The following is a 23,881-nucleotide window of genomic DNA, read 5'->3' on the forward strand; positions in this document are numbered from 1 at the left end:
GTGATCACTTCTCCTGGGTCGATGAGGGGACATCGCCGATGGTGCGCTGGCCCTCGGCGGGCTCGGACGGGGTGTTGTGGGTCGGCGGCTCGTTGCCCGCGGCCGCAGCGATGGACTCCTGGGCCGCTGCGGCCACGGCCTCCGCCGTGATGCCGAACTCCCGGTAGAGGGTCTCGTAGTCGGCGGAGGCACCGAAGTGTTCCAGGCTGACGCTGCGGCCGGCGTCGCCGACCAGCTCGCGCCATCCCTGGGCGACGCCGGCCTCCACGCTGACACGGGCCCGCACCGTGGGCGGCAGCACCTCGTCGCGGTAGGCCTGGTCCTGGCCGTCGAACCACTCCCGGCACGGCATGGACACCACCCGGGCACGCACGCCCTGCTCGGCCAGCTGGTCGCGGGCCTGCACCGCCAGCTGCACCTCGGAGCCGGTGCCGATCAGGATCACGTCGGGCTCGCCGCCGTCGGCGTCGGCCATCACATAGCCGCCCTTGGCCGTCAGGTCCGCCGAGGCGAACTCTGTGCGGTCGAAGGTCGGGACGTTCTGTCGGGTCAGTGCCAGCGCCATCGGGTGGTCGGTGACCTGCAGTGCGGTCCGCCAGGCGACCGCCGTCTCGTTGGCGTCGGCCGGGCGGATCACGTCCAGACCGGGGATGGCCCGCAGGGCGGCAAGGTGCTCGACCGGCTGGTGCGTGGGACCGTCCTCGCCCAGACCGATGGAGTCGTGCGTCCAGACATAGACCACCGGCAGCTGCTGGATCGAGGCCAGGCGCACCGCGGGGCGCATGTAGTCGGAGAAGACCAGGAAGGTGCCGCCATAGGGCCGGGTCAGTCCCTCCAGCGCGATGCCGGACAGGATCATGCCCATGCCGTTCTCGCGGATGCCGAAGTGCAGGGTGCGACCGTAGTCGTTGCCCGCGAACATGTCGGTGGACTTGGCCGCCGGCACGAAGCTCGGCTCGCCCTTCATCGTGGTGTTGTTGGAGCCGGCCAGATCCGCGGAGCCACCCCACAGCTCCGGCATGAGCGGGGCGAGGGCGTTGAGCACCTCACCGGAGGCTGCGCGGGTCGCCTTGCCCTTGGGGTCGGCCTCAAAGACGGGGAAGGCGTCGGCGAAGCCCTCGGGAGTGTCCTGGGCGACCAGACGGTCCAGGAGCGCGGCCCGGTCGGTGTTGGCCTCCCGCCAGGCGTTGTATGCCGTGTCCCACTCCGCGTGCGCGTCCCGTCCGCGGTCGATCACCTTGCGGGTGTGTCCCAGGACCTCCTGGTCATCGGGGAAGGTCACCTCCGGGTCGAAGCCCAGCAGCTTCTTGGTCGCCGCCACCTCGTCGTCGCCCAGCGCCGAGCCGTGGGAGGCGCCGGTGTCCCGTTTGGTCGGAGCCGGCCAGGCGATGATCGTGCGCAGCAGCACCAGGGTCGGCTTGTCGGAGGTCTTGCTGCGCTCCAGCGCGGCGTAGAGCGCGTCGACGTCCTCGACGTACTCCTCGCCCGCGCGCCAGTCGATGGTCTCGGTGTTCCAGCCGTAGGCCTCATAGCGCTTGGCGACGTCCTCCGAGAACGAGATGTCGGTGTCGTCCTCGATGGAGATGTAGTTCTGGTCGTAGATCAGCGTGAGGTTGCCGAGCTCCTGATGACCGGCGAAGGAGGAGGCCTCGGACGCCACGCCCTCCATGATGTCGCCGTCGGAGGCAACCACCCAGATGTGGTGGTCGAAGGGGGAGGTGCCGGGGGCGGCGTCCGGGTCGAGCAGTCCCCGCTGCCGGCGCTGGGCCGCGGCCATCCCCACGGCCGTGGCCAGGCCCGACCCGAGCGGGCCGGTGGTCAGCTCGACACCGGTGGTGTGGTGCACCTCGGGGTGGCCGGGGGTGAGGCTGCCCCAGGTGCGCAACGCCTCGATGTCGCTCAGCTCGAGGCCGTAGCCGTTCAGGTAGAGCTGGATGTACTGCGTCAGGCTGGAGTGGCCGCACGACAGGACGAACCGGTCCCGACCGAGCCAGTCCGGGTCGCTCGGGTCGTGCTTCATGACGTTCTGATAGAGCAGGTAGGCCAGGGGCGCCAGGCTCATCGCCGTGCCGGGATGACCATTCCCTCTCCGCTGCACGGCATCGGCTGCCAGCACCCGTGCCGTGTCGACAGCCCGCACATCGAGAGCGGTCCAGCCGACCTCGCTGGCCACGGGAGCCTTCAGGCTCGTGTCCCGGGTGGGGGTGTCCTGGGTGGTGTCGGTCACGGGGGCACTCCTGAGGTCTCGTCGGGCGGTGCGGGAGAGCACCATCACGAGTCGACCTTAGTCGCGTCCTTGCCAACACGCACGGCCCACCCCGGGTGTCCACGAGCCCGGGTGTGAGAGGCACCACCACCCGGCGATCCAGTGCCCGCCCGGGCAGCCTCGACCGCTACGATGAGGGCTGGAACGGACCTCACCCACTGGTGTGTCCGCATACGCTCGCGACAGTGACAAGGACGACGTGACCACTCTCGACCGCTCGACAGGGACAACGCCTGCTGTGGACCGCGGGTGGCGCCAAGTGGTCCTGGACTACATCGCGCTGACCAAGCCGCGCATCATCGAGCTGCTGCTGGTGACCACCTTCCCGGTGATGTTCCTCGCCGAGCGCGGCATACCCGCGCTGTGGCTGGTGCTCGCCACGCTGATCGGCGGCACCCTGGCCGCGGCATCGGCCAACACGCTGAACTGCTACCTGGACCGGGACATCGACGCACAGATGCACCGGACCGAGAAGCGTCCCCTGGTGACCGGGGTGATCACGCCTCGGGCCGCGCTGATCTTCGGTGTGGTGCTCGGCATCATCGCCACGCTCTGGCTGGGGCTCTTCGTCAACTGGCTGTCGGCGTGGCTGGGGCTGGGGGCGATCGCCCTCTACATCGGCTTCTACACGATCCTGCTCAAGCGCCGCACCAGCCAGAACATCGTCTGGGGAGGCGTGGCCGGGTGCATGCCTGTGCTGATCGGCTGGTCGGCCGTCACCAACAGCCTCGCCTGGCCCGCCCTCGTGCTGTTCATGGTGATCTTCTTCTGGACGCCGCCGCACTACTGGCCGCTGTCGATGCGGTTCAAGGAGGACTACGCGGCGGCCGGCGTGCCGATGCTGCCCGTGGTCGCCCAGGACCTGGCGGTCGCGCGCAAGGTCGTCATCTACTCGTGGGCCACGGTCCTGACCTCGCTGGCGCTGATCCCGGTGGCGCCGATGGGTTGGATCTACACCGGCGTCGCACTGCTGTCCGGAGCCATCTTCCTCGTCGAGGCACACCGCCTGCAGACCAGGGCGCGTGCGGGGGAGACCGGCAACAAGCTGGGTGCCATGCGGCTGTTCCACTTCTCGATCAGCTATCTGACGCTGCTGTTCATCGGGGTGGCGGTCGACCCTCTCGTGTTCCTCGCCCTCCCCGCATTCTGAGACCGGTCCCGCACGCGCCTCGATCACCTCGAGACGACGGCCGTGCGGGCGGCGCCCTGTCGGGTGCTAGCTGCGCAGGGCCGCGTCGTCCTCGCCCAGGGGCTCCGCTGTCGCGCTGACCAGCGGACGTTCCCAGAGGGTGAGCAACCCACCCGTGACACCGATCGTGAGCGCGGCCGCTCCGAGCATGTGCACCAGCACCAGCGCCTCCGGCAGTCCCGTGAGGTACTGCGTGTAGCCGACGACCCCCTGCGCCAGGGAGATGAGCATGACCGCGCCCCACCACCCACGGGACCGGGCCGCTCCCGACAGCAGGCTCGTCGCGACGACCATGGCGACCACGAGCCCGACGAAGAGCATCACGGCGTCGGCGTGCAGCCACGAGATCGTTCGTGGGTCGAACCCGAACCGGGCCGGTTCATCCGCGTCACCAGAGTGAGGGCCGGAGCCGGTCACGACGGTCCCGAGCACCAGCACCACAACCAGGACGACACCGGTGGCCAGTCCCAGCTGACGCACGATGCGCGGGACAAGGGCGACGGCGGGGGTGTCAGGTTCCCGTTCTCGCAGGAGCAGGGCCGTGCTGAGAGCGATCAGGGTCATCGACACCAGGAAGTGCGCCATCACTGTGGTCGGGTGCAGTCCGGTGAGGACGGTGACCCCGCCCAGGACGCCCTGACCGATCGTGATGCCGAGGATGCCGAGGGCCAGGCCCAGCATCGGCCTCCGGTCACGAGCCCAGCGCCATACGGCCCAGACGGCGAGCAGGGCGACGGCACCAACCACCATGCTGAGCAGCCGGTTGCCGAACTCGATGAACGGATGGAAGGTCAACGCATCATGGACCACCGGGGTGAAAGACCCCTCCTCGCACCGCGGCCAGGTCGGGCAGCCCAGGCCGCTGCCGGTCAGGCGCACGAGCCCGCCGGTGACGACGATGAGCACCTGCAGGACCAGGTTGGTGAGCAGGATGCGGCGAAGCCAGGGGGAGGTCACGGGCACTGCCTCATCGTATGCCGCTCCCGTCACCGCTCCTGAGCCGCCCGCCCGGGGCAGGTGGCTGGCTGGCTCAGTCCGACCAGCGCAGGTAGCGGGCGGCCAGGGCCGAGGCGAGGATGCCCCACACCAGCAGGACCATGATCTCCAGGGCCGGGAAGCCGCCTGAGACGAGCGCGATCCGCATGCCGTCGCCCAGGGCCGCCGACGGCAACAGCCCGACGATCGTGTCCCACGGCGCCGGGTAGCGGTCGGCCGAGATGAGCACCCCACCCAGCGCGGCAAGCAGCACCCACAGCAGGTTGGCCAGGGCCAGCACCCCCTCGGCACGCAGCGTGCCACCGATCAGCACGGCGAGGGAGGCGAAGGCCAGGACGCCGGCGCCGGCCACCAGCAGCGCAGCGGGGATCCCGGCCGGAGCAGGGCTCCACCCGAGGAACGCGGCGATGATCCCGAGCACGAGCACCTGCACGGCGAGGACCGCACACACCGACAGGGCCTTGGCCAGCAGCAGACCGCCACGCCCCAGGGGCGTGGTGCCGAGCAGCCGCAGCACCCCGTAGCGGCGCTCGAAACCAAGCAGGATCGCCTGCCCCGTGAAGGCCGTGGAGATGACCGCCAGTGCGAGCACGCCCGCCGTTGCGACATCAATCCGCTCACCCTCGCCCAGGGACGGCGCGTCCGTCACGGCCAGCCCGATGAGTGCCATCAGCGGCAGCACGATGCTGACGATCAGCTGCTCGCCGTGACTCAGCAGCCCACGCGCCTCGAAGCCGGCCTGCGCCAGGACCCGGCGCACTGCGGGGGCAGATCGGGAGGTCTGTGTCGATCCGTCGCTCTGGACAGGTCTGGTCATGCGCTCTCCCTCCCGTCGGTGAGAGCGAAGTATGCCGACTCCAGGCTCTCCCCGCCCGCCACCTCTGCGGGCGTCCCCTCGGCGACGGTGCGGCCCCGGGCCATGATCACCAGGTGGTCCGCCAGTCGCTCGGCCTCCTCGAAGGAGTGGGTGGTGACCACGACGGTGGCGCCCTCCCTGGCGGTGCGGGCGATGAGCCCCCAGACCGTGCGGCGCACGTGAGGGTCGAGGCCGGCGGTGGGCTCATCCAGGAAGAGCACGTCGGGGCGTCCGACAAGGGCGGCGGCGAGGGCGACGCGCTGTCGCTGTCCACCGGAGAGGCGACGCACCGTGGTGCCCGCGAAGTCGTCAATCTCCAGTTCGCGCACCAGGGTGCTCACGTCAGCCGGTGCAGCGTAGAAGCGGGCGAGGTGTCGCAGCAGCGTCACCGGTCGGACGGACTGGGGGAGCCCGCCGTCCTGCAGCATCACGCCCACCCGCGCGCGGTGGTCAGGGCCGGCGCGCCACGGGTCGGCCCCCAGCACCTCCACCGTGCCGCTGTCGGCGTGCTGCAGACCCTCGGCGATCTCCACGGTGGTCGTCTTGCCCGCTCCGTTCGGCCCGAGCAGGCAGGTGACCTGACCAGGTCGGGCGGTCCACTCAACACCGTCGAGGGCACGGACCCGCCCGAAGGCGCGAGTCAACTGGTGGACGCGGATCACGACGGGAGAGCCTATGCGACGTGGCTGGGGCCGATGACCGGCGGTCCGAACCTCCCCAAGAATGGGTGGAGGGTGGTCCGAACCTCCCCAAGAATGGGTGGGGAATGAGGTTAGGGGGTCCTTCGTTGGACTTGGTGTGGATATAGGTCACACTGGCATGGTGTTTATGGCTGACGGCACCGCGGAGTCCCGGACCCGGGACCGTGTCCGTCGTGCCATCGGCGAGCGCGGCCCCATCTCGGCCCGTGACCTCGCCGGCATCCTGGGCCTGACGCCCGCGGCCGTGCGCCGTCACCTGGATGCCCTCGAGGAAGCCGACCTGATCGCGGAGCACGAGGCCGCACCGGGTCGCCGCGGCCGCGGCCGGCCAGCGCGCAGCTTCGTGCTGACCGAGCACGGCCAGGCGCAGATGTCCAACACCTACGACGATGTGGCCACCGCCGCCCTGAAGTTCCTGGCCGAGCACTCTGGTGACTCGGCCGTCGAGGAGTTCGCCGAGGAGCAGATCCACGAGTTGGAGCGGCGCCTGCGGACTGCCGTGGATGCCGCCGGGGACGACCTGGTCGCCCGCATCGAGGCACTCTCGGACGCCCTGTCCGCTGAGGGTTTTGCCGCCACGACACGCCCGGTCGGGCAGGGCACCGGAGTGGCCGGGATCCAGTTATGCCAAGGTCATTGCCCGGTGCGCAACGTGGCCACTGAGTTCCGTCAGTTCTGTGACGCCGAGACCGAGGCCTTCTCGCGGCTCCTCGGCGTCCACGTGCAGCGCCTGGCCACCCTGGCCGGCGGCGAGCACGTCTGCACCACCTATATCCCCACCGCGGCCCTGACCGAGGGTCCGGTTGTCGTCGAGTCCCCTGAAGGAAGGTCTACGCGATGAGCACCAACATCGAAGAGCTCAACCCAGGTCTGAAAGACCTAGGCACCTACGAGTACGGCTGGGCGGACAGTGATGCGGCTGGCTCGTCCGCCAAGCGTGGACTGAACGAGGACGTCGTCCGCGACATCTCCGAGCGCAAGAGCGAGCCGGCCTGGATGCTCGAGCAGCGGGTCAAGGCCCTGAAGCTGTTCGACAAGAAGCCCATGCCGACGTGGGGCAGCGACCTCACCGACATCGACTTCCAGAACATCAAGTACTTCGTCCGCTCCACCGAGAAGCAGGCGACCACCTGGGACGAGCTGCCGGACGACATCAAGAACACCTACGACCGCCTGGGGATCCCGGAGGCCGAGAAGCAGCGGCTCATCGCTGGTGTCGCCGCCCAGTACGAGTCCGAGGTGGTCTACCACCAGATCCGTGAGGACCTGGAGGAGAAGGGCGTCCTGTTCCTGGACACCGACACCGCGCTGCGCGAGCACGAGGACCTGTTCCGCGAGTACTTCGGTTCGGTCATCCCCTCCGGTGACAACAAGTTCGCCGCGCTCAACACCTCGGTCTGGTCCGGCGGCTCCTTCGTCTACGTCCCCCCGGGCGTGCACGTCGACATCCCGCTGCAGGCCTACTTCCGGATCAACACCGAGAACATGGGCCAGTTCGAGCGGACCCTGATCATCGCCGACGAGGGCTCCTCGGTGCACTACGTCGAGGGCTGCACCGCTCCGATCTACCAGACCGACAGCCTGCACAGCGCCGTCGTGGAGATCATCGTGAAGAAGAACGCCCGCGTGCGTTACACGACGATCCAGAACTGGTCGAACAACGTCTACAACCTGGTCACCAAGCGCGCCACCTGCGCCGAGGGTGCCACCATGGAGTGGATCGACGGCAACATCGGCTCCAAGGTCACCATGAAGTACCCGGCCGTCTTCCTGCTCGGTGAGCACTCCAAGGGCGAGACCCTGTCGGTGGCCTTCGCCGGCGAGGGGCAGCACCAGGATGCCGGCTCCAAGATGGTGCACGCTGCGCCGAACACCTCCTCGACCATCGTCTCCAAGTCGGTGGCCCGCGGTGGTGGCCGCACGTCCTACCGCGGCCTGGTCCAGGTGCTCGAGGGCGCCAAGAACAGCCGGTCCAGCGTCGTCTGCGACGCCCTGCTGGTCGACCAGATCTCCCGCTCGGACACCTACCCCTACAACGACATCCGCGAGGACGACGTGCAGATGGCCCACGAGGCCACGGTCTCGAAGGTCTCGGAGGACCAGCTGTTCTACCTGATGTCCCGGGGTATGAGCGAGACCGAGGCCATGGCGATGATCGTCCGCGGCTTCGTCGAGCCCATCGCGCGCGAGCTCCCGATGGAGTACGCCCTCGAACTCAACCGCCTTATCGAGCTTCAGATGGAAGGAGCCGTCGGCTGATGACCCTGCTCACCGACAAGCCCAGAGACCACGTCGACCCGCAGAGCACCGTCGGGGCGGCACCGGAGGAGTCCCGGGCCGCGCGACTCACCTCCTTCGAGGTCAGCGACTTCCCGGTGCCCAACGGGCGCGAGGAGGAGTGGCGCTTCACCCCGGTCGACCGGTTGGGCGGGGTCTTCGCCGACGAGGGTGACGACGACCGTGAGGGCGACTACGCCGCCGACTACGACGTCTCCGGCGTGATGGACGTCATCGCGCAGACGGCACTGGCCCCCGGCCAGGCTCCCCGCGGCACCGTCCTGGTGCCCGGCGACCGCGGCGCGGTCGTGGCCTCCAAGCACACCACCGAGGCCCTCCACCTCAAGCTCGAGGCGGAGAAGGAATATGCCGAGCCGCTCCGGGTCAACGTCCACGGCAACGGAGCGGGACGCCTGTCCAGCGCCCACTACGTGGTGGAGGCCGGGCACCACAGCAAGGCCTTGCTGATCCTGGACCACACCGGCTCGGCGGACCACCGGGGCAACCTGGAGGTCATCGTCGGCGACGGCGCCGAACTGACCGTCGTGTCGCTGCAGCGCTGGGACGACGACGCGGTCCACCTGGGCCAGCATGATGCCCAGGTCGGTCGCGACGCGACCTACAAGCACATCGCGGTCAGCCTCGGCGGCTCGATCGTGCGGGTCAACGCCAATGTGAACTACCAGGGCCCGGGTGGCGACGCCACCCTGCTCGGGGTCTACTTCGCCGACGCCGGTCAGCACCTGGAGCACCGCTCCTTCGTGGACCACAACGAGCCCCACACCAACTCCCTGGTCACCTACAAGGGTGCGCTGCAGGGCGATGGTGCGCACACGGTCTGGGTCGGCGACGTGCTGATCCGCAAGGAGGCCGAGGGCATCGACACCTACGAGCTCAACCGCAACCTGGTGCTGACCGACGGCGCACGCGCGGACTCGGTCCCCAACCTGGAGATCGAGACCGGAGAGATCGCCGGGGCCGGCCACGCCAGCTCCACCGGTCGGTTCGATGACGAGCAGCTCTTCTACCTGATGTCCCGCGGGATCGACGAGACCAACGCCCGCCGACTGGTGGTGCGCGGCTTCTTCGCCGACATCATCGCCAAGATCGGCGTGCCCGAGGTCGTCGACACCCTGATGGCGGCCATCGAGGAGGAGCTCGCGGCCGACATGGGAGCGAGTGCATGACCGACCCCGTCCAGACCCAGCACGCGGGACAGCAGTCCTTCGTGAAGGTCTGCACGCTGGCCGACCTGCCCGAGGTGGGCGCGGTCCAGGCCAACTTTGACGGACGCCTGGTCGCGATCGCCCGAGACTCCGGCGGCGAGGTGCACGCCTTCGACGACACGTGCACCCACGCCAACGTCTCCCTCTCCGAGGGAGACCTGGATGACGGCACCATCGAGTGCTGGCTGCACGGCTCGCGCTTCGACATGACCACCGGGGAGCCCACCGGTCTCCCGGCAACCCAGCCCATCGCCATACACACCGTGAAGATCGAGGGCGAGGACGTCCTCGTCGCCCTCACGTCCTGAAGACTTCGCAAGGAGAAGTTATGACCACTCTTGAGATCCGCGACCTGCACGTCAGCGTCGAGACCGACACCGGCGCCAAGGAGATCCTCCGTGGCGTCGACCTGACCATCAACTCGGGCGAGACCCACGCCATCATGGGGCCCAACGGCTCCGGCAAGTCGACCCTGGCCTACGCGATCGCCGGCCACCCGAAGTACACCGTCACCGGCGGCACCATCACCCTGGACGGCGAGGACGTCCTGGAGATGGCGGTCGACGAGCGCGCCAAGGCCGGCCTGTTCCTGGCCATGCAGTACCCCGTCGAGGTCCCCGGCGTCACCGTGTCCAACTTCCTGCGCACGGCCAAGACCTCCATCGACGGCGAGGCCCCCAAGCTGCGCACCTGGGTCAAGGACATGAAGGGCGCCATGGAGGCGCTGCGCATGGACAGCCACTTCGCCGAGCGCAACGTCAACGAGGGCTTCTCCGGCGGTGAGAAGAAGCGGCACGAGATCCTGCAGATGGAGCTGCTCCAGCCGCAGATCGCGGTGCTCGACGAGACCGACTCCGGCCTGGACGTCGACGCGCTCAAGGTGGTCGCCGAGGGCGTCAACCGGGTCAAGGAGAACACCGGTCTGGGCGTCATGCTGATCACGCACTACACGCGGATCCTGCGCTACATCCAGCCCGACCACGTGCACGTCTTCGTCGCCGGCAAGGTCGCCGAGTCCGGTGGCCCCGAGCTGGCCAACCGCCTCGAGGACGAGGGCTACGACCGTTACGTGCAGGCTGCCGCAGTCTGATGACCGCTTTCACGGAGGATGAGCTGGCCCGGATCCGGGCGGACTTCCCCGTGCTCTCCCGCACGGTGCGCGACGGGCGTCCCCTGGTCTATCTGGACAGCGGCGCGACCGCGCAGAAGCCCTGGTGCGTCCTGGAGGCCGAGCAGGAGTACTACTCGACACGCAACGCCGCGGTGCACCGTGGCGCGCACCAGCTCGCCGAGGAGGCCACCGAGGCCTTCGAGGGAGCGCGCGCCACGGTGGCCCGGTTCATCGGCGCCGGGCCCGACGAGGTGGTGTTCACCAAGAACGGCACCGAGGCGATCAACCTGGTCGCCTACGCGATGAGCAACGCCGGCGCACCGGGCGCCATCGACGGTGCCGACCCAGCGGTGGCCGAGCGGCTGCAGCTCGGCCCGGGCGACGAGATCGTGGTCACCGAGATGGAGCACCACGCCAACCTTGTGCCCTGGCAGGAGCTGGCTCGGCGCACGGGGGCGACCCTGCGCTGGATCGGGGTCACCGACGACGGGCGGCTCGAGGACCCGGCGACCGTGGTGGGGGAGCGGACCAAGGTCCTCGCCTTCACGCAGGTCTCCAACGTGCTCGGCACGCTCAACGACGTCGCCCCGCTCGTGGCCGCGGCCCGTGCCGTGGGCGCGCTGACCCTGGTGGACGCCTGCCAGTCCGTGCCGCACCTGCCGGTCGACGTGACCGCGCTCGGGGTGGACTTCCTGGCGTTCACCGGTCACAAGGTCATCGGGCCCTCGGGCATCGGCGTGTTGTGGGGCCGTCCGGAGCTGCTGGCCGCGATGCCGCCGTTCATCACCGGCGGCTCGATGATCGAGCTGGTCCACATGGAGCGCTCGACCTACGCACCACCGCCCCAGCGCTTCGAGGCGGGTGTGCCGATGGCCGCGCAGGCCGTCGGCCTGCAGAGTGCCATCGACTACCTCACCGAGCTCGGGATGGACCGGGTCCACCAGCACGACACCCAGCTGTCGGCATACTGCCTGGAGCAGTTGGCCGAGCGACCCTGGGTGCGGGTGATCGGCCCGACCGACCCGGCCCACAGGGTCGGTGCCGTCTCCTTCACGGTCGAGGGGATCCACCCGCACGACGTCGGTCAGGTCCTGGACGACCGGGGCATCGCGGTGCGGACGGGTCACCACTGCGCGTGGCCGCTGCACCGGCGGTTGGGCCTTCCGGCCACCACCCGGGCGAGTTTCTCGGTCTACACCACCCGAGCCGACATCGATGCCTTTGTCACGGCGCTGGACACCGTGCCCGGCGTCTTCGGACTGAGTGCCTGAGGAGGGACGATGGACCTGTATGGCGAGCTGATCCTGGATCACTCCAAGCATCCCCAGCACGTCGGGCTGCGCGAGCCGTTCGGCGCCGAGGTGCACCACATCAACCCGACCTGCGGCGACGAGGTGACCCTGCGCGTGCAGGTCACCGATGGCGTGGTCACCGACGTCTCCTACGACGCGCAGGGCTGCTCGATCTCCATCGCGAGCACCTCGGTGCTGGCGGAGGAGACGATCGGACACCCGGTGGACGAGGCGCTGGAGACCTTCCTGGCGATGCGTGGGATGCTGACCAGCAAGGGCGAGGACGCCGGAGATCCCGAGAAGATCGGCGACGGCGTGGCCTTCGCCGGGGTGTCCCGCTACCCGGCCCGGGTGAAGTGCGCGCTGCTGGGCTGGACCGCGTTCACCGACGCACTGGCGCGCAGCGGTGAGGACATCTCCGTGGTGTCCTCGACCGCTGCCAGCCGCACGTGAGACCCTGAGACCACCAACGAGGAGGACCCGATGAGCACGACCACCACACCACCCAACGTCGCGGACGTCGAGGAGGCCCTGCACGACGTCGTCGACCCTGAGCTGGGCATCAACGTCGTCGACCTGGGCCTGGTCTACGGCCTCACCGTGGACGCCCAGTCCCATGTGGTCATCGACATGACCCTGACCAGCGCCGCCTGCCCGCTCACCGACGTGATCGAGGAGCAGATCAGCAGCGTCCTGGAGGGCCTGGTCGCCAGCCACCGCATCAACTGGGTCTGGATGCCGCCGTGGGGCCCGGACAAGATCACCCCCGAGGGCCGCGAGCAGTTGCGCGCCCTCGGCTTCAACGTCTGAGCCGGTGAGCGCCGGCCCGGGGCGGGTGGTCGAGGTCGACCCCGCACGCCTGGACCGGTGGATCGAGGGCTTCACGCAGCGGCACGGTGTGCCGGAGCGTTCCGTGGGGGACGACCCGGAGACCGTGCCGTTCGTGCTCACTGCGCCCGACGGTGCAGTGGCCCAGGTGCTGAGCTGGGCACCCGGGGCGGTCGACCTGCCGGCCCGGCTCGGTCTGGTCCTGCTGCGCAGGGGTGGGTATGCCGTGGGGCTGGCCGACGGGGACCGGCTCACCGACCACTACTGCGGGACCCGCTATGTGCAGTCCCGGACGGCCGCCGGTGGCTGGTCCCAGCAACGATACGCCCGCCGCCGCGGCAACCAGGCCGACGCGCTCGTGGAGCGGGTGGTCGAGCAGGCCGCCGACCGGCTGCTGACACCCCAAGGTCCGCTGGTGGACGCCCTCGTGGTGGGCGGCGACAAGGCCCTGGTGCGCCAGGTGCTCGAGGCGCCGCTGCTGGCACCACTCACCGACCTGCCCCGCCGCGAGTTCTACAACGTGCCCGACCCGCGGCTGAAGGTCCTGCACGACACCCTGCTCCGGGGTCGGGCCACCCGCATCCGGATCGCGGAGCCACTCTGAACCGTGGCCGGTACGACAACGGGCTGCCCACCCTCCGTGGGGTGGACAGCCCGTTGGGCACCAGCTCAGCTGGTCAGGCGGTGGCGAGGGTCGTCTCCGCCTCCTCCCGCCAGGCCTGTCCCGCCCGGGGCGCGTTGTAGGCATCCTTGTCGAGGATGCCCTCGCGGGCCGCGACGATCGTGGGCACCAGAGCCTGTCCGGCGACGTTGGTGGCAGTGCGCCCCATGTCCAGGATCGGGTCGATCGCCAGCAGCAGGCCGACACCCTCCAGCGGCAGACCGATGGTGGACAGCGTGAGGGTGAGCATGACCATCGCCCCGGTCACGCCAGCGGTGGCCGCGGAGCCGATGACCGAGACGAACGCGATGAGCAGGTAGTCGGTGATCCCCAGGTTCACTCCGAAGAACTGGGCGACGAAGATCGCGGAAATCGCCGGATAGACCGCGGCGCAGCCGTCCATCTTGGTGGTGGCGCCCAGCGGCACGGCGAAGGAACTGTAGGCCCGCGGCACCCCGAGGTTCTTCTCCGTGACCGCCTGCGTGACCGGCAGCGTGCCGATCGAGGAGCGGGAGACGAAAGCGAGCTGGATCGCCGGCCAGGCGCCGGTGAAGAACTGCTTGACCGACAGGTTGTGCGCCCGCAGGATCACGGGGTAGAGCACGGTCAGCACAAGGGCGAGACCCACGTAGATGGCCACGGCATACCAGCCCAGGGACCCCAGGGCGTCCCAGCCGTAGGTGGCCACGGCCTTGCCGAGCAGTCCGACGGTGGCCAGGGGCGCGAGCAGGATGACCCACCACAGCACCTTCTGGACCACTGCCAGCGCCGATCGGGTGATGTCCAGGAAGGGTTCGGCCGCCTGGCCGACCTTGAGGGCGGCGATGCCGAAGGCGATCGCTACGATCAGGATCTGGAGCACGTTGAAGGACAGGCCGACGCTGCCGTCGTCCCCGGCCGAGCCCTGCAGGCCGAGCATGTTGGCGGGGATCAGTCCGGTCAGGAAGTCTAGCCAGGAGCCGCTCGAGCCCGGCGCCATGGCGTCCGCGCCGGTCACCGAGGTGCCCCGAGCCGGGTTGATGACCAGGCCGACGGCCATGCCGATGGCGACCGAGGCCAGGGCTGTCACGGCAAACCAGAACAGGGTCTGCCAGGCAAGCCGGGCAGCGCCCGTCACCTCGCGCAGGTTGGCGATCGAGCTGACGATGGCCAGGAAGACCAAGGGCGGCACGATGGCACGCAGCAGGGTGACGAAGGCCGAGCCGATGATGGTGAGCGTCTCGGTGAGCCAGTTGGGGTCATCGGCGCCGCCGCCCAGCTGTCGGGCGAGCAGTCCGAGGACGACGCCGAGGACGAGGCCAATCAGGACTTGGGTGCCGAAGGTGATGCGGCGCAGGCGAGTGAGCATGGGGCAGTGAGCCTTTCGGGCAGGGTGCACCCCGGTGGGGTGCATGGAGGAAAGACCCTCGGGAGTCGTGCTCGACCGAGAGTCAGGGGCCGCGTGGTGCGGCGGGAGGTGCAACCTCGTGGAAAGGTCGTCCTCAGGAGCGAGAGAGACGACAACGGCACGTGGTGTGGCGCAACAGATCGACGTCAAGGCGTCGAGTCAGTCCCCACACGTTGTGTCGCACGATCATCGAACCTCCGTGGCGGCCACCCCTATTCCCGACTGCCCCATCCATTCTGTGATGTGGCTCATAATGACGGCCGCTGCGGCACGAAGCCGAAACGGCCTGTCATCAGCCCAGGTCCCCGCTGAAGGTGTTGCACTGGTTGGGGTCACCGGACTCATAGCCGGTCATGAACCACTTCTGGCGCTGCTCGGAGGAGCCATGGGTCCAGTTCTCCGGGGTGACCCGCCCTTGCATCTGCTCCTGGATGCGGTCGTCCCCGACCGCCTCCGCCGCAGAGAGGGCCGAGTCGATCTGACCCTGGGTGACCGGCTCCAGGATCGCCTGGTCCTCCTGTCCCAGGCGCGTGCCGTCCGCGTGGGCCACCCAGACACCCGCGTAGCAGTCGGCCTGCAGCTCCACGCGGACGGCTCCTGACTCCGGGCCCTGCGGGTCCTGCTGGGCCCGGCCGAGGACGCCGTTGAGGTTCTGGACGTGGTGACCGTACTCGTGCCCGACGACATACATCTGGGAGAGGGAGCCGCCGTCGCCGCCCAGCTGCTCCAACTGGTCGAAGAAGCTGACGTCGATATAGACCTGCTGGTCCAGCGGGCAGTAGAACGGCCCGACCTGGCTGTTGGCGGTTCCGCACCCGGTCTCGACCACGCCGGAGAAGATCACGGTCTGGGCCGGCTGGTAGTCCGACCAGGCGCTGGTCCAGAAGGCCTGGACGCTGTTCACGGTGCCGATCACCAGGCAGTCCCGGTGCTCGTTGGCGTCCGCGCCGGTCTGGCAGTGGGAGAAGTCGTCGGAGACACCCTCACCTCCGGCGGTCACCTCGTTGCCGCTGAAGTTCCAGCTCTGACCGCCTGCGGCGCCGCCGCCAGCGCCGCCCAGACCACCGCCGAAGATCAGGTAGAGCACGAGCAGGATGATGCCGCCGACCCCTCCGCCGGCCACCATGCCGCCGCCGCCCCGGCGACCGCCTCCGCCACCGCCGCTACGGACCTGGCTGGTGTCGAGCCGGGCGTTCTCCTTGAAGGTCATGCTCTCTCCGCTCTATCTCATTCGCGGGACGGTGCGCCGCGATCGTAGACTAGCCACCGCACGCCCACTTAGCACCTCTTGCGCAAGCATGCCGTCCCCAAGGAGTCCTGTTCGTGATCACTGTCTCGGGCGTCGAGTTGCGTGCGGGCTCCCGGCTCCTGATGGACGAGGTCGCCTTCCAGGTCGCTCCCGGGGACCGGGTCGGTCTGGTCGGGCGCAACGGCGCTGGCAAGACCACCCTGACCAAGGTGCTGGCCGGCGAGGCCGAGCCCGCTGCCGGAGCCGTGACCCGCCGCGGCGATGTGGGGTACCTTCCCCAGGACCCCCGCACCGGGGACCTGCACGTGCTGGGGCGCGACCGCATCCTGGCCGCTCGCGGCCTGGACACCGTGATCCGGGACCTGCGGACGGCCGAGGAGGGCATGGCCAGCGACGACGCCGCGGTGCAGGAGCGGGCCATGGGCCGCTATACCCGCCTCGACGCCGAGTTCACCGCGCGCGGCGGCTACGCCGCCGAGTCCGAGGCCGCGTCCATTGCCACCAGCCTGGGACTACCGACACGGGTGCTCGACCAGCCGCTGGCCACGCTCTCCGGCGGTCAGCGCCGCCGCATCGAACTGGCCCGGATCCTGTTCAGCGGGGCATCGACCCTGCTGCTGGACGAACCGACCAACCACCTCGACGCCGACTCGATCGTGTGGCTGCGGGACTACCTGAAGAACTACCCAGGTGGACTCCTGGTGATCTCCCACGACGTCGAACTCATCGAGCAGGTCGTCAACCGGGTCTTCCACCTGGACGCCAACCGCGGTGAGATCGACGAGTACAACATGGGCTGGAAGACCTATCTGCAGCAGCGGGAGACCGACGAGCGTCGCCGCAAGCGGGAGCGGGCCAACGCCGAGAAGAAGGCCGCGGTCCTGATGGCCCAGGCAGACAAGATGCGGGCCAAGGCCACCAAGGCGGTCGCGGCACAGAACATGGCACGCCGCGCACAGAAGCTGCTGGCCGGGCTCGACGCGGAGCGGGCCACCGACAAGGTCGCCAAGCTGCGCTTCCCCAGCCCGGCACCGTGCGGCAAGACACCGTTGTCGGCCACCGGTCTGTCCCGATCCTACGGGTCCCTGGAGATCTTCACCGACGTGGACCTCAACATCGACCGCGGGTCCCGGGTGGTCGTGCTCGGTCTCAACGGCGCGGGCAAGACGACCCTGCTGCGGCTGCTCGCCGGGCTCGACGAGCCGGACACCGGCCAGGTGGAGCCGGGCCACGGCCTGAAGCTCGGCTACTACGCCCAGGAGCACGAGACGCTCGATGTGTCCCGGTCGGTCCTGGAGAACATGCGCACCTCCGCCCCCGACCTGGACGACACCGAGACGCGCAAGGTGCTGGGGTCCTTCCTGTTCAGCGGTGACGACGTGGACAAACCGGCCGGCGTGCTCTCCGGTGGTGAGAAGACCCGGCTGGCCCTGGCCATGCTCGTGGTCTCCGCCGCCAACGTGCTGCTCCTGGACGAGCCCACCAACAACCTGGACCCCGCCTCCCGTGAGGAGGTCCTCGCGGCGCTGCGCACCTATGAGGGCGCGGTCGTCCTGGTCAGCCACGACGAGGGCGCGGTGGCGGCCCTGGAGCCGGAGCGGGTGCTGCTGCTGCCCGACGGGGTGGAGGACCTGTGGAACCAGGACTACCAGGACCTCATCTCCCTGGCATGAGCGTGACCTGAGATGAGCATGGGCATGGGGAACGGCCCCGGCGCCACGATGCGCGGCTTCACCCGGGACCGCTCGGTCCGCGACCGACGACTGCAGGAAGGCACGGGACGGCGCGTCCTGGGCTACGGTCGCCCGTTCCGTTCCGATATCACCCTGTTCCTGATCCTGACCATCATCGTCGCGGCCCTCGGGGTGGCCACGCCGCTCCTGCTCGGCCGGATCATCGATCACGGCGTCATTCCCCAGGACCGCGGCGTGGTGATCACCCTCGGGTTGGTTGTCGCGGGTCTGGCCGTCGTCGAGGCGGGGCTCACCGTCGTCACCCGGTTCTATGGTTCGCGCATCGGTGAAGGCCTGATTCTCAACCTGCGCACGCAGGTCTTCTCCCACGTGCTGCGACAGCCGATCGCCTTCTTCACCCGGGCCCAGACCGGTGCCCTGGTCAACCGACTCAACACCGACGTCATCGGCGCCCAGACGGCGTTCACCAGCATCCTGTCGGGACTGGTCAGCAACGTGGTCTCGTTGGCCCTGATTCTCGGTGCCCTGGTCACGATGTCCTGGGTGATCACACTCCTGGCGCTCCTGCTGCTGCCGATCTTCCTCATCCCGGCGCACCGGATGGGCCAACGCCTCTCACAGCTGACCCGTCGGCAGATGACTCTCAACGCCGACCTGGCCACCCGGATGACCGAGCGGTTCAACGTCGGGGGAGCGCTCTTGGTGCGGCTGTTCGGTCGGCCGGCCCAGGAGGACGCCGAGTATGCCGATCGCGCCCGGGGGGTGCGCGACGCCGGGGTCCAGATCTCGGTCAACCGGGTGATCTTCATGGCCGGTCTCGGCCTGGTGGCCGCGCTGGCCACCGCCCTGGTCTATGGGCTGGGCGGGCTGATGGCCGTGGCCGGCGACCTGTCGGTCGGCACCCTGGTCGCCATGGCCGCCCTGCTCGGCAGGATGTACGGGCCGTTGACCGCCCTGTCCAACGTCCGCGTCGACATCATGACGGCCCTGGTCTCCTTCGAGCGGATCTTCGAGGTCCTGGACCTCGAGCCTCTCGTGCAGGAGGACGAGGCGGCGATCGCCCTGCCGGACGGTCCCGTGGACGTCGAGCTCGACGGGGTCAGCTTCGCCTATCCCGGGGCAGCCGAGGTCTCGATCGCCTCCCTGGAGAGCCGCACGGGTTCGGCGGCCCCGAGACCGGACCCTTCGAGGAGCGAGGCCGGGAAGCAGGACACTCCTGACCCGGACACTGCGGTCGGCGACGGCGCCCGGGTGCTGCAGGACATCACGACCCACATCAGAGCCGGGGAGCTGGTGGCGCTGGTGGGTCCCAGCGGGGCGGGCAAGTCGACGTTCACGACCCTGGTGTCGCGGCTCTACGACCCGACCGAGGGCAGCGTCCGCATCGGGGGAGTGGATCTGCGCGAGACCACCTTCGCGAGCCTGTCGCGCACCATCGGGGTGGTGACGCAGGAGGCCCACATGTTCAACGACACCATCCGGGCCAACCTGCTCTATGCCGCGCCCGGTGCCACGACCGACCAACTGGAGGCGGCCCTGCGCTCAGCGCAGGTGTGGGACCTGGTCGAGCGGCTGCCCGAGGGAGTCGACACTGTGGTGGGCGACCGGGGGCACCGCCTCTCCGGTGGCGAGAAGCAGCGCCTGGCCATCGCCCGCCTCCTGCTGAAGTCACCGGCGGTCGTGCTGCTGGACGAGGCGACCGCTCACCTCGACAGTGAGTCCGAGGTGGCCGTGCAGCGGGCCCTGGACGAGGCCCTGACCGGGCGCACCTCGATCGTGATCGCGCACCGGCTGAGCACGATCCGTGGGGCCGACCAGATCCTGGTGATGGACCAGGGCCGGATCATCCAACGCGGCACGCACGAGGAGCTGCTGGCCCGGGGTGGGCTCTACCGGACCCTGCACGACACGCAGTTCCGCACGGACCGCCACCCGGCTGCTCCCGGCGCCGCGGGCGCGGACTGAGGGTGTCGCCGGGCCGACGGTCCTCAGGTCAGCCGACGTCCCTGCTGAGCTCGGCGCCCGAGCACCGTGTCCAGGAAGGTGTCAACGGTGCGCTCCCACTGCGCTGGTTGCTCCAGGTTGGGGTAGTGCCCCGCTCCCGGGATCGTGACCACGCCACGTCCGTCCACGACTGAGCTGACCGCGCGCTCTGTCATCCGGTGGTGGTCGACATAGTCCAGCTCGCCCACGATCCCGAGGACCGGCACCGTGATCTCGGTGAGCCGCGCCCAGGACCCGGTGACGTGCTCCGGGGGCACCAGGTCCGGCCTGATGTGGGTGCTGACGAAGTGCTCGTGCATGCGGTTCACCAGCTCCAGCACGGTCGGGTCAACCTCCTCGAGACTGCGCTGCGGTCCCGCGACCCACTCCAGGGTTGCCGCCAACCAGGCATGGGCGTCCATCGCCGCGGCCGCTTCCTGCACCCGTCGGTTCTGCTCGATGGCCACCGGATCAGCGAACGTCGGCTCGTTGGTGCCCGCGCCGCTGAGCACCAGCGCCAGCACCAGGTCGGGGTGCTCCAGTGCGGTGTCGACGGCGGTCCCGGCCCCCATGCTGGTGCCGATCAGCACGGCGGGCCCGAGGTCCAGGTGCCGGATCAGGGCCGCCAGGTCGTCGCACTGGCGGAACGGCGCGGTGCCCGAGGAGGACCAGCCGTGCGTGCGGGCGTCGGGGACCACCGTGGTGGTCCGTTGCGCCAGGTGGGCGAGCTCACGGGCATACATCCGGTGGTCGACGTAGCCTGCGTGAAGGAGGACGACCGGTGGCGTGCCGCTGCCTTTCCGGGCATAACTGAGGTGACCCGATGGCAGGTCGAGCCGCTGGAGGTTCTGGGTGGTGGTCATGCGTGGTTCCTTTCGGTCGCGGTGAGGCGGGTCAGACCGCCGATCACGTGGTCCAGGACCCGGACGCACGCGGCGATGTCCTCGCTGTTCAGGCCCTCGGCCAGGGGACCGAGGCGATCGAGCTCGGCGGCGTGCAGAGCCGTGAACTCCCGCTCACCGGCGGTGGTCAGCGCCACCAGGTGCGAACGGCGGTGCTCCGGGTTCGGCCGGGTCTGCGCCAGGCCCAGCTCCTTGGCCCGGTCCACCAGCGCCTGGACTCCCTGTCGAGTGACATACAGGCTCCGGGCGATGGACGGGACCGTCTGGGGTCCCTCGACGTGCAGACGCTCAAGCACCGCGCGCAGGGGGACGGTCAGGCTGCTGCCCTCCAGCCCCGCGCCGACGGCACGAGCAGACAGCTCGTGGACCGGGCGGATCCGTTGGAGGACGGCATAGAGCTCACGATCGGCTGACATGACAAAGATCCTGTCATAATGACAAGCGTCTTGTCAATCAACTGTTGCTCGCGCGGCCACGACGAAAGGGCGCGACAGGGCCTCAGGACCCTTCACGACGAGCACCGGGATCGGGCTGTCCAGCAGGATCCGCTGGGTCGTGCCGCCCAGGAAGAACTTGCCGACCTCGGAGCGCCGGCGGGACCCGATCACCAGGACCTCGGCGTCGTGTTCGGCACACAGCCGCAGCAGGGCAGACGGCACCTCGCTCGCGGACGTGGTGGACACCACCTTCCACTGCGGGGCAGTCGGGCCGCCACGCTCGCCGATCACGTCCTCGACATCCTTGGCCACAGCCGTCACCTCGGCTGCGTCGGCCGGTGTGCCGCTGGCCCCGTCGCGTCCCGTGTCCTGCACATGCAGGACCAGCAGGGTCGTGTCGTGGACCTGCGCCCAGTCCAGGGCAGCGGCCACGGCCGCGCGACCCTCGGCATCAGCATTGTGGGCAACAGCGACGGGCATGCCGGCTCCTCTGATCGACAGTGGTGGGCGGTCCGCGCCCGGTCAGACCTTATCCGTCACCACGTCACAGGGCCTGGGTCTGCCCGCCATCGACGGTCGTGAGGGAGCCGGTCATGAAAGAGGCGATCGGCGAGGTCACAAAAGCCGCCACCGCCCCGAACTCCTCGGGCTGTCCGAGCCGCCCGAGCGGGACCGTCCTGGCGTGCGCCGCCCGGTGTCCGGCGGGGTCGTCAGTGGCCTTCTCCAGCTCCCGCACGCGGTCGGTGTCGAACCGTCCGGGCAGGACACAGTTGATGCGGTGGCCACTGGCGCCGTACTCCTGCGCCATCGTCTTGGCGGCCATGGCCAGCCCCGGACGGAGCCCGTTGGAGATGGCCAGGTCGGGCAGCGGTGTGCGCACCGAGGTCGAGAGCACGAAGGTGATCGCCAACGGCCGGGTGGCCGACTCCAGGAGGGTCCTGGCCAGGCGCAACGGGCCGAGGTGGACCTGCTCGAAGGCAGCGCGCCACTCCTGGTCGGTCGTCTCCCGGAGCGGACCCGCGGGCGGCCCGCCGACGCTCAGAACGGCGCCGTCGATGCTGTCCAGGTGTCTCTGGGCCGCCTCGAGGATGGCTGCTGCGGCACCGGCGTCGGCCAGGTCAGCCGAGAGGCCGTAGGCCATGCCCTCGCGGCGTTCGGTCAGCTCACCGCCGGCCAGCGCACCGTCGCTCAACTCCTGGGCCGTGCGCTCGGCCTGCGCCGCGTCTCGCCCGACGACCAGCACCTGGGCACCGTCCGCGACCAGGTGCTCAGCGGTGGCCCGACCCAGGCCCCGGGAGCCGCCGGTGACGATATAGCCGCGTCCAGCCAGTCCGAGATCCATGCGCTCATCGTGGCACGGAGCGATGGGTAGCCAGTTACCAGTCCTCGTCGTCCCAGCCAGTTACCAGTCGTCCTCGTCCCAGCCAGTTACCAGTCCTCCTCGTCCCAGATGCGCACCTTCTTGGGCTTGACGGGTGTGGCCGGCTTCCCCTGTCGTGCCGCCTGCTCCGCCCTCCTGACGCCACCCTCGCCCTCGAGCCACTCCCGGCGGGCCATCACCAGAACCAGGATCAGGAGCACCGGAGAGGTCAGCCACCACTGCAGGGAGTAGGCGAAGTGTGACCCGAGGTCGGTTCGCGGCTCAGCCAGCGGCGTCGGGCGAGGGATCTGCTCGGCCGACCCGTCGGCATACTGCTCCTCCTCCAGGACCAGGTAGGCGCCCAGCACACGACGCTCCCACCGCTGCTCGGCGGCCGCGAGGTTGATCGAGGCCAGTTGCTCCGGCGGCATGTCCCGCTCGAGGTCCACCTCACCGGGGCGCAACCATCCCAGCACCTCAACCTCACCCTCAGGTGCAGGTGGCACCTCAGGGAGGGTGGCAGCGTTCTCCGCGTTGGGCGCCCAGCCCCGGTCCACTGCCAAGGTGCCGGTCGGCGTGTCCAACGGGACCACGATCTCGTAGCCATAGGTCTTGTGCAGGGGGCGGTTCCGGACATAGAGCTGCTGGTCCACGGCATACTCACCGCTGACCCGGACCCGCGTCCACTCCGCGCGCTCCGGGAGAGGGGTGCCGTCCTCGGCGAGGACGTCCTCGAGGGGGACCGGCTCGGCGTCGTAGTGGGCCTCGACCCGGTCGCTGGCGGCCACCTTTTCCTCGTGCCGGGAGAACTGCCAGTTGCCGAGCAGCACGGTGACGACCGCGAAGACCACGCCCAGAGCGAGGTATCCCAGCCACCGGGGGGCGAGAAGGCTGCGCAGCAATGTCAGCCGTCCCGCTCGCCGAGCTGGTCGACGGGCAGGACCTCGATGAGGAACCCACGCACCGAGAGGAAGGCGCTCAGGGACTCCCGGTGATCGAGGCAGGCCAGCCACACCTTGCGGCGCTCCGGCTGGTGGACCTTGGGGTTGTTCCAGACCACTCCGTGGGTCGCCGTGGCGCGGCAGCCCTTGGCGCTACAGGTCAGCATCACGGCCGGACTCTTGGTCCGGGCGGTCGGCGGGCGGGAGCGACAGGGTCGGGGAGGTCAGGCTGCCTGCCGGAGCCGTCCGGTGATCGACCGCATTGGCGATCATGACCGCCACCTGGGGGAGGAAGGTGGCTGCGAGCGCGAGCAGCACGCCGACCACGATCCACCCGCTGAGCAGTGCCCAGACCGCCAGCGGGAAGGAGAGCGTGCGGATCGCCATGGCGATCAGGTAGCTGCGCATGCGCTGGTCCCGGTCCTCCTTGGGTGACCGGCCGACCGTCGTCACCCCCTGGGTGACCTTCTTCCTACGCACCCCTCCACGATACGTCGCTCGGCTGAGTGTGTCGGGCCGGTGGCG

25 protein-coding genes are annotated in these 23,881 nt (G+C 69.5%); 12 read left to right on the forward strand and 13 right to left on the reverse strand.

Annotation, left to right across the window (positions count from 1 at the left end; all coding sequences use genetic code 11):
* Window positions 1-4 precede the first annotated feature (4 nt).
* Window positions 5-2,227: a transketolase gene (gene tkt / locus DPQ65_RS05300; protein WP_238146697.1), complete on the reverse strand. Its 2,223-nt coding sequence runs from the start codon at window positions 2,225-2,227 to the stop codon at window positions 5-7.
* A 238-nt stretch (window positions 2,228-2,465) separates the two neighbouring features.
* Here tkt and DPQ65_RS05305 point away from each other — a divergent pair, with 238 nt between their 5' ends.
* Entirely contained in the window at window positions 2,466-3,416 is a 951-nt protein-coding gene (locus DPQ65_RS05305) for a heme o synthase (protein WP_114906462.1), read from the forward strand.
* 66 nt (window positions 3,417-3,482) lie between these two features.
* On the opposite strand, the gene DPQ65_RS05310 is transcribed toward DPQ65_RS05305, so the two are convergent.
* The 3 genes from DPQ65_RS05310 to DPQ65_RS05320 form a co-directional block, all read right to left on the reverse strand.
* Window positions 3,483-4,418 carry a COX15/CtaA family protein gene (locus DPQ65_RS05310; RefSeq protein ID WP_114906463.1) on the reverse strand — a complete coding sequence of 312 codons (936 nt, stop codon included), beginning with the start codon at window positions 4,416-4,418 and terminating at the stop codon, window positions 3,483-3,485.
* 67 nt (window positions 4,419-4,485) lie between these two features.
* The gene (locus tag DPQ65_RS05315) at window positions 4,486-5,268 is read right to left on the reverse strand and encodes an ABC transporter permease (RefSeq protein WP_114906342.1); all 783 of its coding nucleotides are present in this window, start codon (window positions 5,266-5,268) and stop codon (window positions 4,486-4,488) included.
* Window positions 5,265-5,969: an ABC transporter ATP-binding protein gene (locus DPQ65_RS05320; RefSeq protein WP_420330071.1), complete on the reverse strand. Its 705-nt coding sequence runs from the start codon at window positions 5,967-5,969 to the stop codon at window positions 5,265-5,267. The genes DPQ65_RS05315 and DPQ65_RS05320 overlap by 4 nt, the downstream gene beginning before the upstream one ends.
* Before the next feature lie 166 nt (window positions 5,970-6,135).
* Between DPQ65_RS05320 and DPQ65_RS05325 the strand changes: the two genes are divergently transcribed.
* The 9 genes from DPQ65_RS05325 to DPQ65_RS15525 are packed head-to-tail and all read left to right on the forward strand — an operon-like array spanning window position 6,136 to window position 13,346.
* Window positions 6,136-6,849 carry a helix-turn-helix transcriptional regulator gene (locus tag DPQ65_RS05325; protein WP_337589677.1) on the forward strand — a complete coding sequence of 238 codons (714 nt, stop codon included), beginning with the start codon at window positions 6,136-6,138 and terminating at the stop codon, window positions 6,847-6,849.
* Window positions 6,846-8,267, forward strand: coding sequence for a Fe-S cluster assembly protein SufB (gene sufB / locus DPQ65_RS05330; protein WP_114906344.1), 1,422 nt, complete (start codon window positions 6,846-6,848; stop codon window positions 8,265-8,267). The genes DPQ65_RS05325 and sufB overlap by 4 nt, the downstream gene beginning before the upstream one ends.
* Window positions 8,267-9,472 carry a Fe-S cluster assembly protein SufD gene (sufD, locus tag DPQ65_RS05335; protein WP_114906345.1) on the forward strand — a complete coding sequence of 402 codons (1,206 nt, stop codon included), beginning with the start codon at window positions 8,267-8,269 and terminating at the stop codon, window positions 9,470-9,472. Before sufB ends, sufD begins: the two co-directional genes overlap by 1 nt.
* Window positions 9,469-9,819, forward strand: coding sequence for a non-heme iron oxygenase ferredoxin subunit (locus DPQ65_RS05340; RefSeq protein ID WP_114906346.1), 351 nt, complete (start codon window positions 9,469-9,471; stop codon window positions 9,817-9,819). Before sufD ends, DPQ65_RS05340 begins: the two co-directional genes overlap by 4 nt.
* Window positions 9,820-9,839: 20 nt before the next feature.
* The gene (gene sufC / locus DPQ65_RS05345) at window positions 9,840-10,601 is read left to right on the forward strand and encodes a Fe-S cluster assembly ATPase SufC (RefSeq protein WP_114906347.1); all 762 of its coding nucleotides are present in this window, start codon (window positions 9,840-9,842) and stop codon (window positions 10,599-10,601) included.
* A complete protein-coding gene (locus DPQ65_RS05350; protein WP_114906348.1) occupies window positions 10,601-11,893 on the forward strand; it encodes an aminotransferase class V-fold PLP-dependent enzyme in 1,293 nt (430 codons plus the stop codon). The genes sufC and DPQ65_RS05350 overlap by 1 nt, the downstream gene beginning before the upstream one ends.
* A 9-nt stretch (window positions 11,894-11,902) precedes the next feature.
* Window positions 11,903-12,367: a Fe-S cluster assembly sulfur transfer protein SufU gene (sufU, locus tag DPQ65_RS05355; RefSeq protein WP_114906349.1), complete on the forward strand. Its 465-nt coding sequence runs from the start codon at window positions 11,903-11,905 to the stop codon at window positions 12,365-12,367.
* A 30-nt stretch (window positions 12,368-12,397) separates the two neighbouring features.
* Entirely contained in the window at window positions 12,398-12,724 is a 327-nt protein-coding gene (locus tag DPQ65_RS05360; protein WP_114906350.1) for a metal-sulfur cluster assembly factor, read from the forward strand.
* A gap of 4 nt (window positions 12,725-12,728) precedes the next feature.
* The gene (locus tag DPQ65_RS15525) at window positions 12,729-13,346 is read left to right on the forward strand and encodes an acVLRF1 family peptidyl-tRNA hydrolase (protein ID WP_162802024.1); all 618 of its coding nucleotides are present in this window, start codon (window positions 12,729-12,731) and stop codon (window positions 13,344-13,346) included.
* 73 nt (window positions 13,347-13,419) lie between these two features.
* On the opposite strand, the gene DPQ65_RS05375 is transcribed toward DPQ65_RS15525, so the two are convergent.
* Both DPQ65_RS05375 and ypfJ read right to left on the reverse strand, forming a co-directional pair.
* Window positions 13,420-14,751 carry a dicarboxylate/amino acid:cation symporter gene (locus DPQ65_RS05375; protein ID WP_114906353.1) on the reverse strand — a complete coding sequence of 444 codons (1,332 nt, stop codon included), beginning with the start codon at window positions 14,749-14,751 and terminating at the stop codon, window positions 13,420-13,422.
* Window positions 14,752-15,082: 331 nt separating this feature from the next.
* A complete protein-coding gene (gene ypfJ / locus DPQ65_RS05380; protein ID WP_114906354.1) occupies window positions 15,083-16,000 on the reverse strand; it encodes a KPN_02809 family neutral zinc metallopeptidase in 918 nt (305 codons plus the stop codon).
* Window positions 16,001-16,113: 113 nt separating this feature from the next.
* Between ypfJ and DPQ65_RS05385 the strand changes: the two genes are divergently transcribed.
* Both DPQ65_RS05385 and DPQ65_RS05390 read left to right on the forward strand, forming a co-directional pair.
* A complete protein-coding gene (locus tag DPQ65_RS05385; protein ID WP_114906355.1) occupies window positions 16,114-17,712 on the forward strand; it encodes an ABC-F family ATP-binding cassette domain-containing protein in 1,599 nt (532 codons plus the stop codon).
* Window positions 17,713-17,724: 12 nt separating this feature from the next.
* Window positions 17,725-19,698, forward strand: coding sequence for an ABC transporter ATP-binding protein (locus tag DPQ65_RS05390; RefSeq protein WP_114906356.1), 1,974 nt, complete (start codon window positions 17,725-17,727; stop codon window positions 19,696-19,698).
* 23 nt (window positions 19,699-19,721) lie between these two features.
* Here the strand turns inward: DPQ65_RS05390 and DPQ65_RS05395 are convergent, their stop codons facing one another.
* The 7 genes from DPQ65_RS05395 to DPQ65_RS05425 all read right to left on the reverse strand — a co-directional run bounded on the left by DPQ65_RS05395 (window position 19,722) and on the right by DPQ65_RS05425 (window position 23,836).
* A complete protein-coding gene (locus tag DPQ65_RS05395; RefSeq protein ID WP_114906357.1) occupies window positions 19,722-20,579 on the reverse strand; it encodes an alpha/beta fold hydrolase in 858 nt (285 codons plus the stop codon).
* Entirely contained in the window at window positions 20,576-21,034 is a 459-nt protein-coding gene (locus tag DPQ65_RS05400) for a MarR family winged helix-turn-helix transcriptional regulator (RefSeq protein WP_114906358.1), read from the reverse strand. The genes DPQ65_RS05395 and DPQ65_RS05400 overlap by 4 nt, the downstream gene beginning before the upstream one ends.
* 33 nt (window positions 21,035-21,067) lie before the next feature.
* Window positions 21,068-21,535, reverse strand: a complete 468-nt coding sequence (locus DPQ65_RS05405; RefSeq protein WP_114906359.1) for a universal stress protein — start codon at window positions 21,533-21,535, stop codon at window positions 21,068-21,070.
* A 64-nt stretch (window positions 21,536-21,599) separates the two neighbouring features.
* Window positions 21,600-22,397 carry an SDR family oxidoreductase gene (locus DPQ65_RS05410; protein ID WP_114906360.1) on the reverse strand — a complete coding sequence of 266 codons (798 nt, stop codon included), beginning with the start codon at window positions 22,395-22,397 and terminating at the stop codon, window positions 21,600-21,602.
* A gap of 86 nt (window positions 22,398-22,483) precedes the next feature.
* Complete coding sequence (locus DPQ65_RS05415; protein ID WP_114906361.1) at window positions 22,484-23,317, reverse strand: SURF1 family cytochrome oxidase biogenesis protein; 834 nt, start codon at window positions 23,315-23,317, stop codon at window positions 22,484-22,486.
* Window positions 23,318-23,319: 2 nt separating this feature from the next.
* The gene (locus tag DPQ65_RS05420; RefSeq protein ID WP_114906362.1) at window positions 23,320-23,523 is read right to left on the reverse strand and encodes an acetone carboxylase; all 204 of its coding nucleotides are present in this window, start codon (window positions 23,521-23,523) and stop codon (window positions 23,320-23,322) included.
* Window positions 23,510-23,836 (reverse strand): DUF3099 domain-containing protein, encoded by a 327-nt coding sequence (locus tag DPQ65_RS05425; RefSeq protein WP_162802025.1) that lies wholly within the window; start codon window positions 23,834-23,836, stop codon window positions 23,510-23,512. Before DPQ65_RS05425 ends, DPQ65_RS05420 begins: the two co-directional genes overlap by 14 nt.
* Window positions 23,837-23,881 lie beyond the last annotated feature (45 nt).

It is taken from the genome of Ornithinimicrobium murale (genome assembly GCF_003352835.1).
Taxonomy (GTDB): Bacteria; Actinomycetota; Actinomycetes; order Actinomycetales; family Dermatophilaceae; genus Ornithinicoccus; species Ornithinicoccus muralis.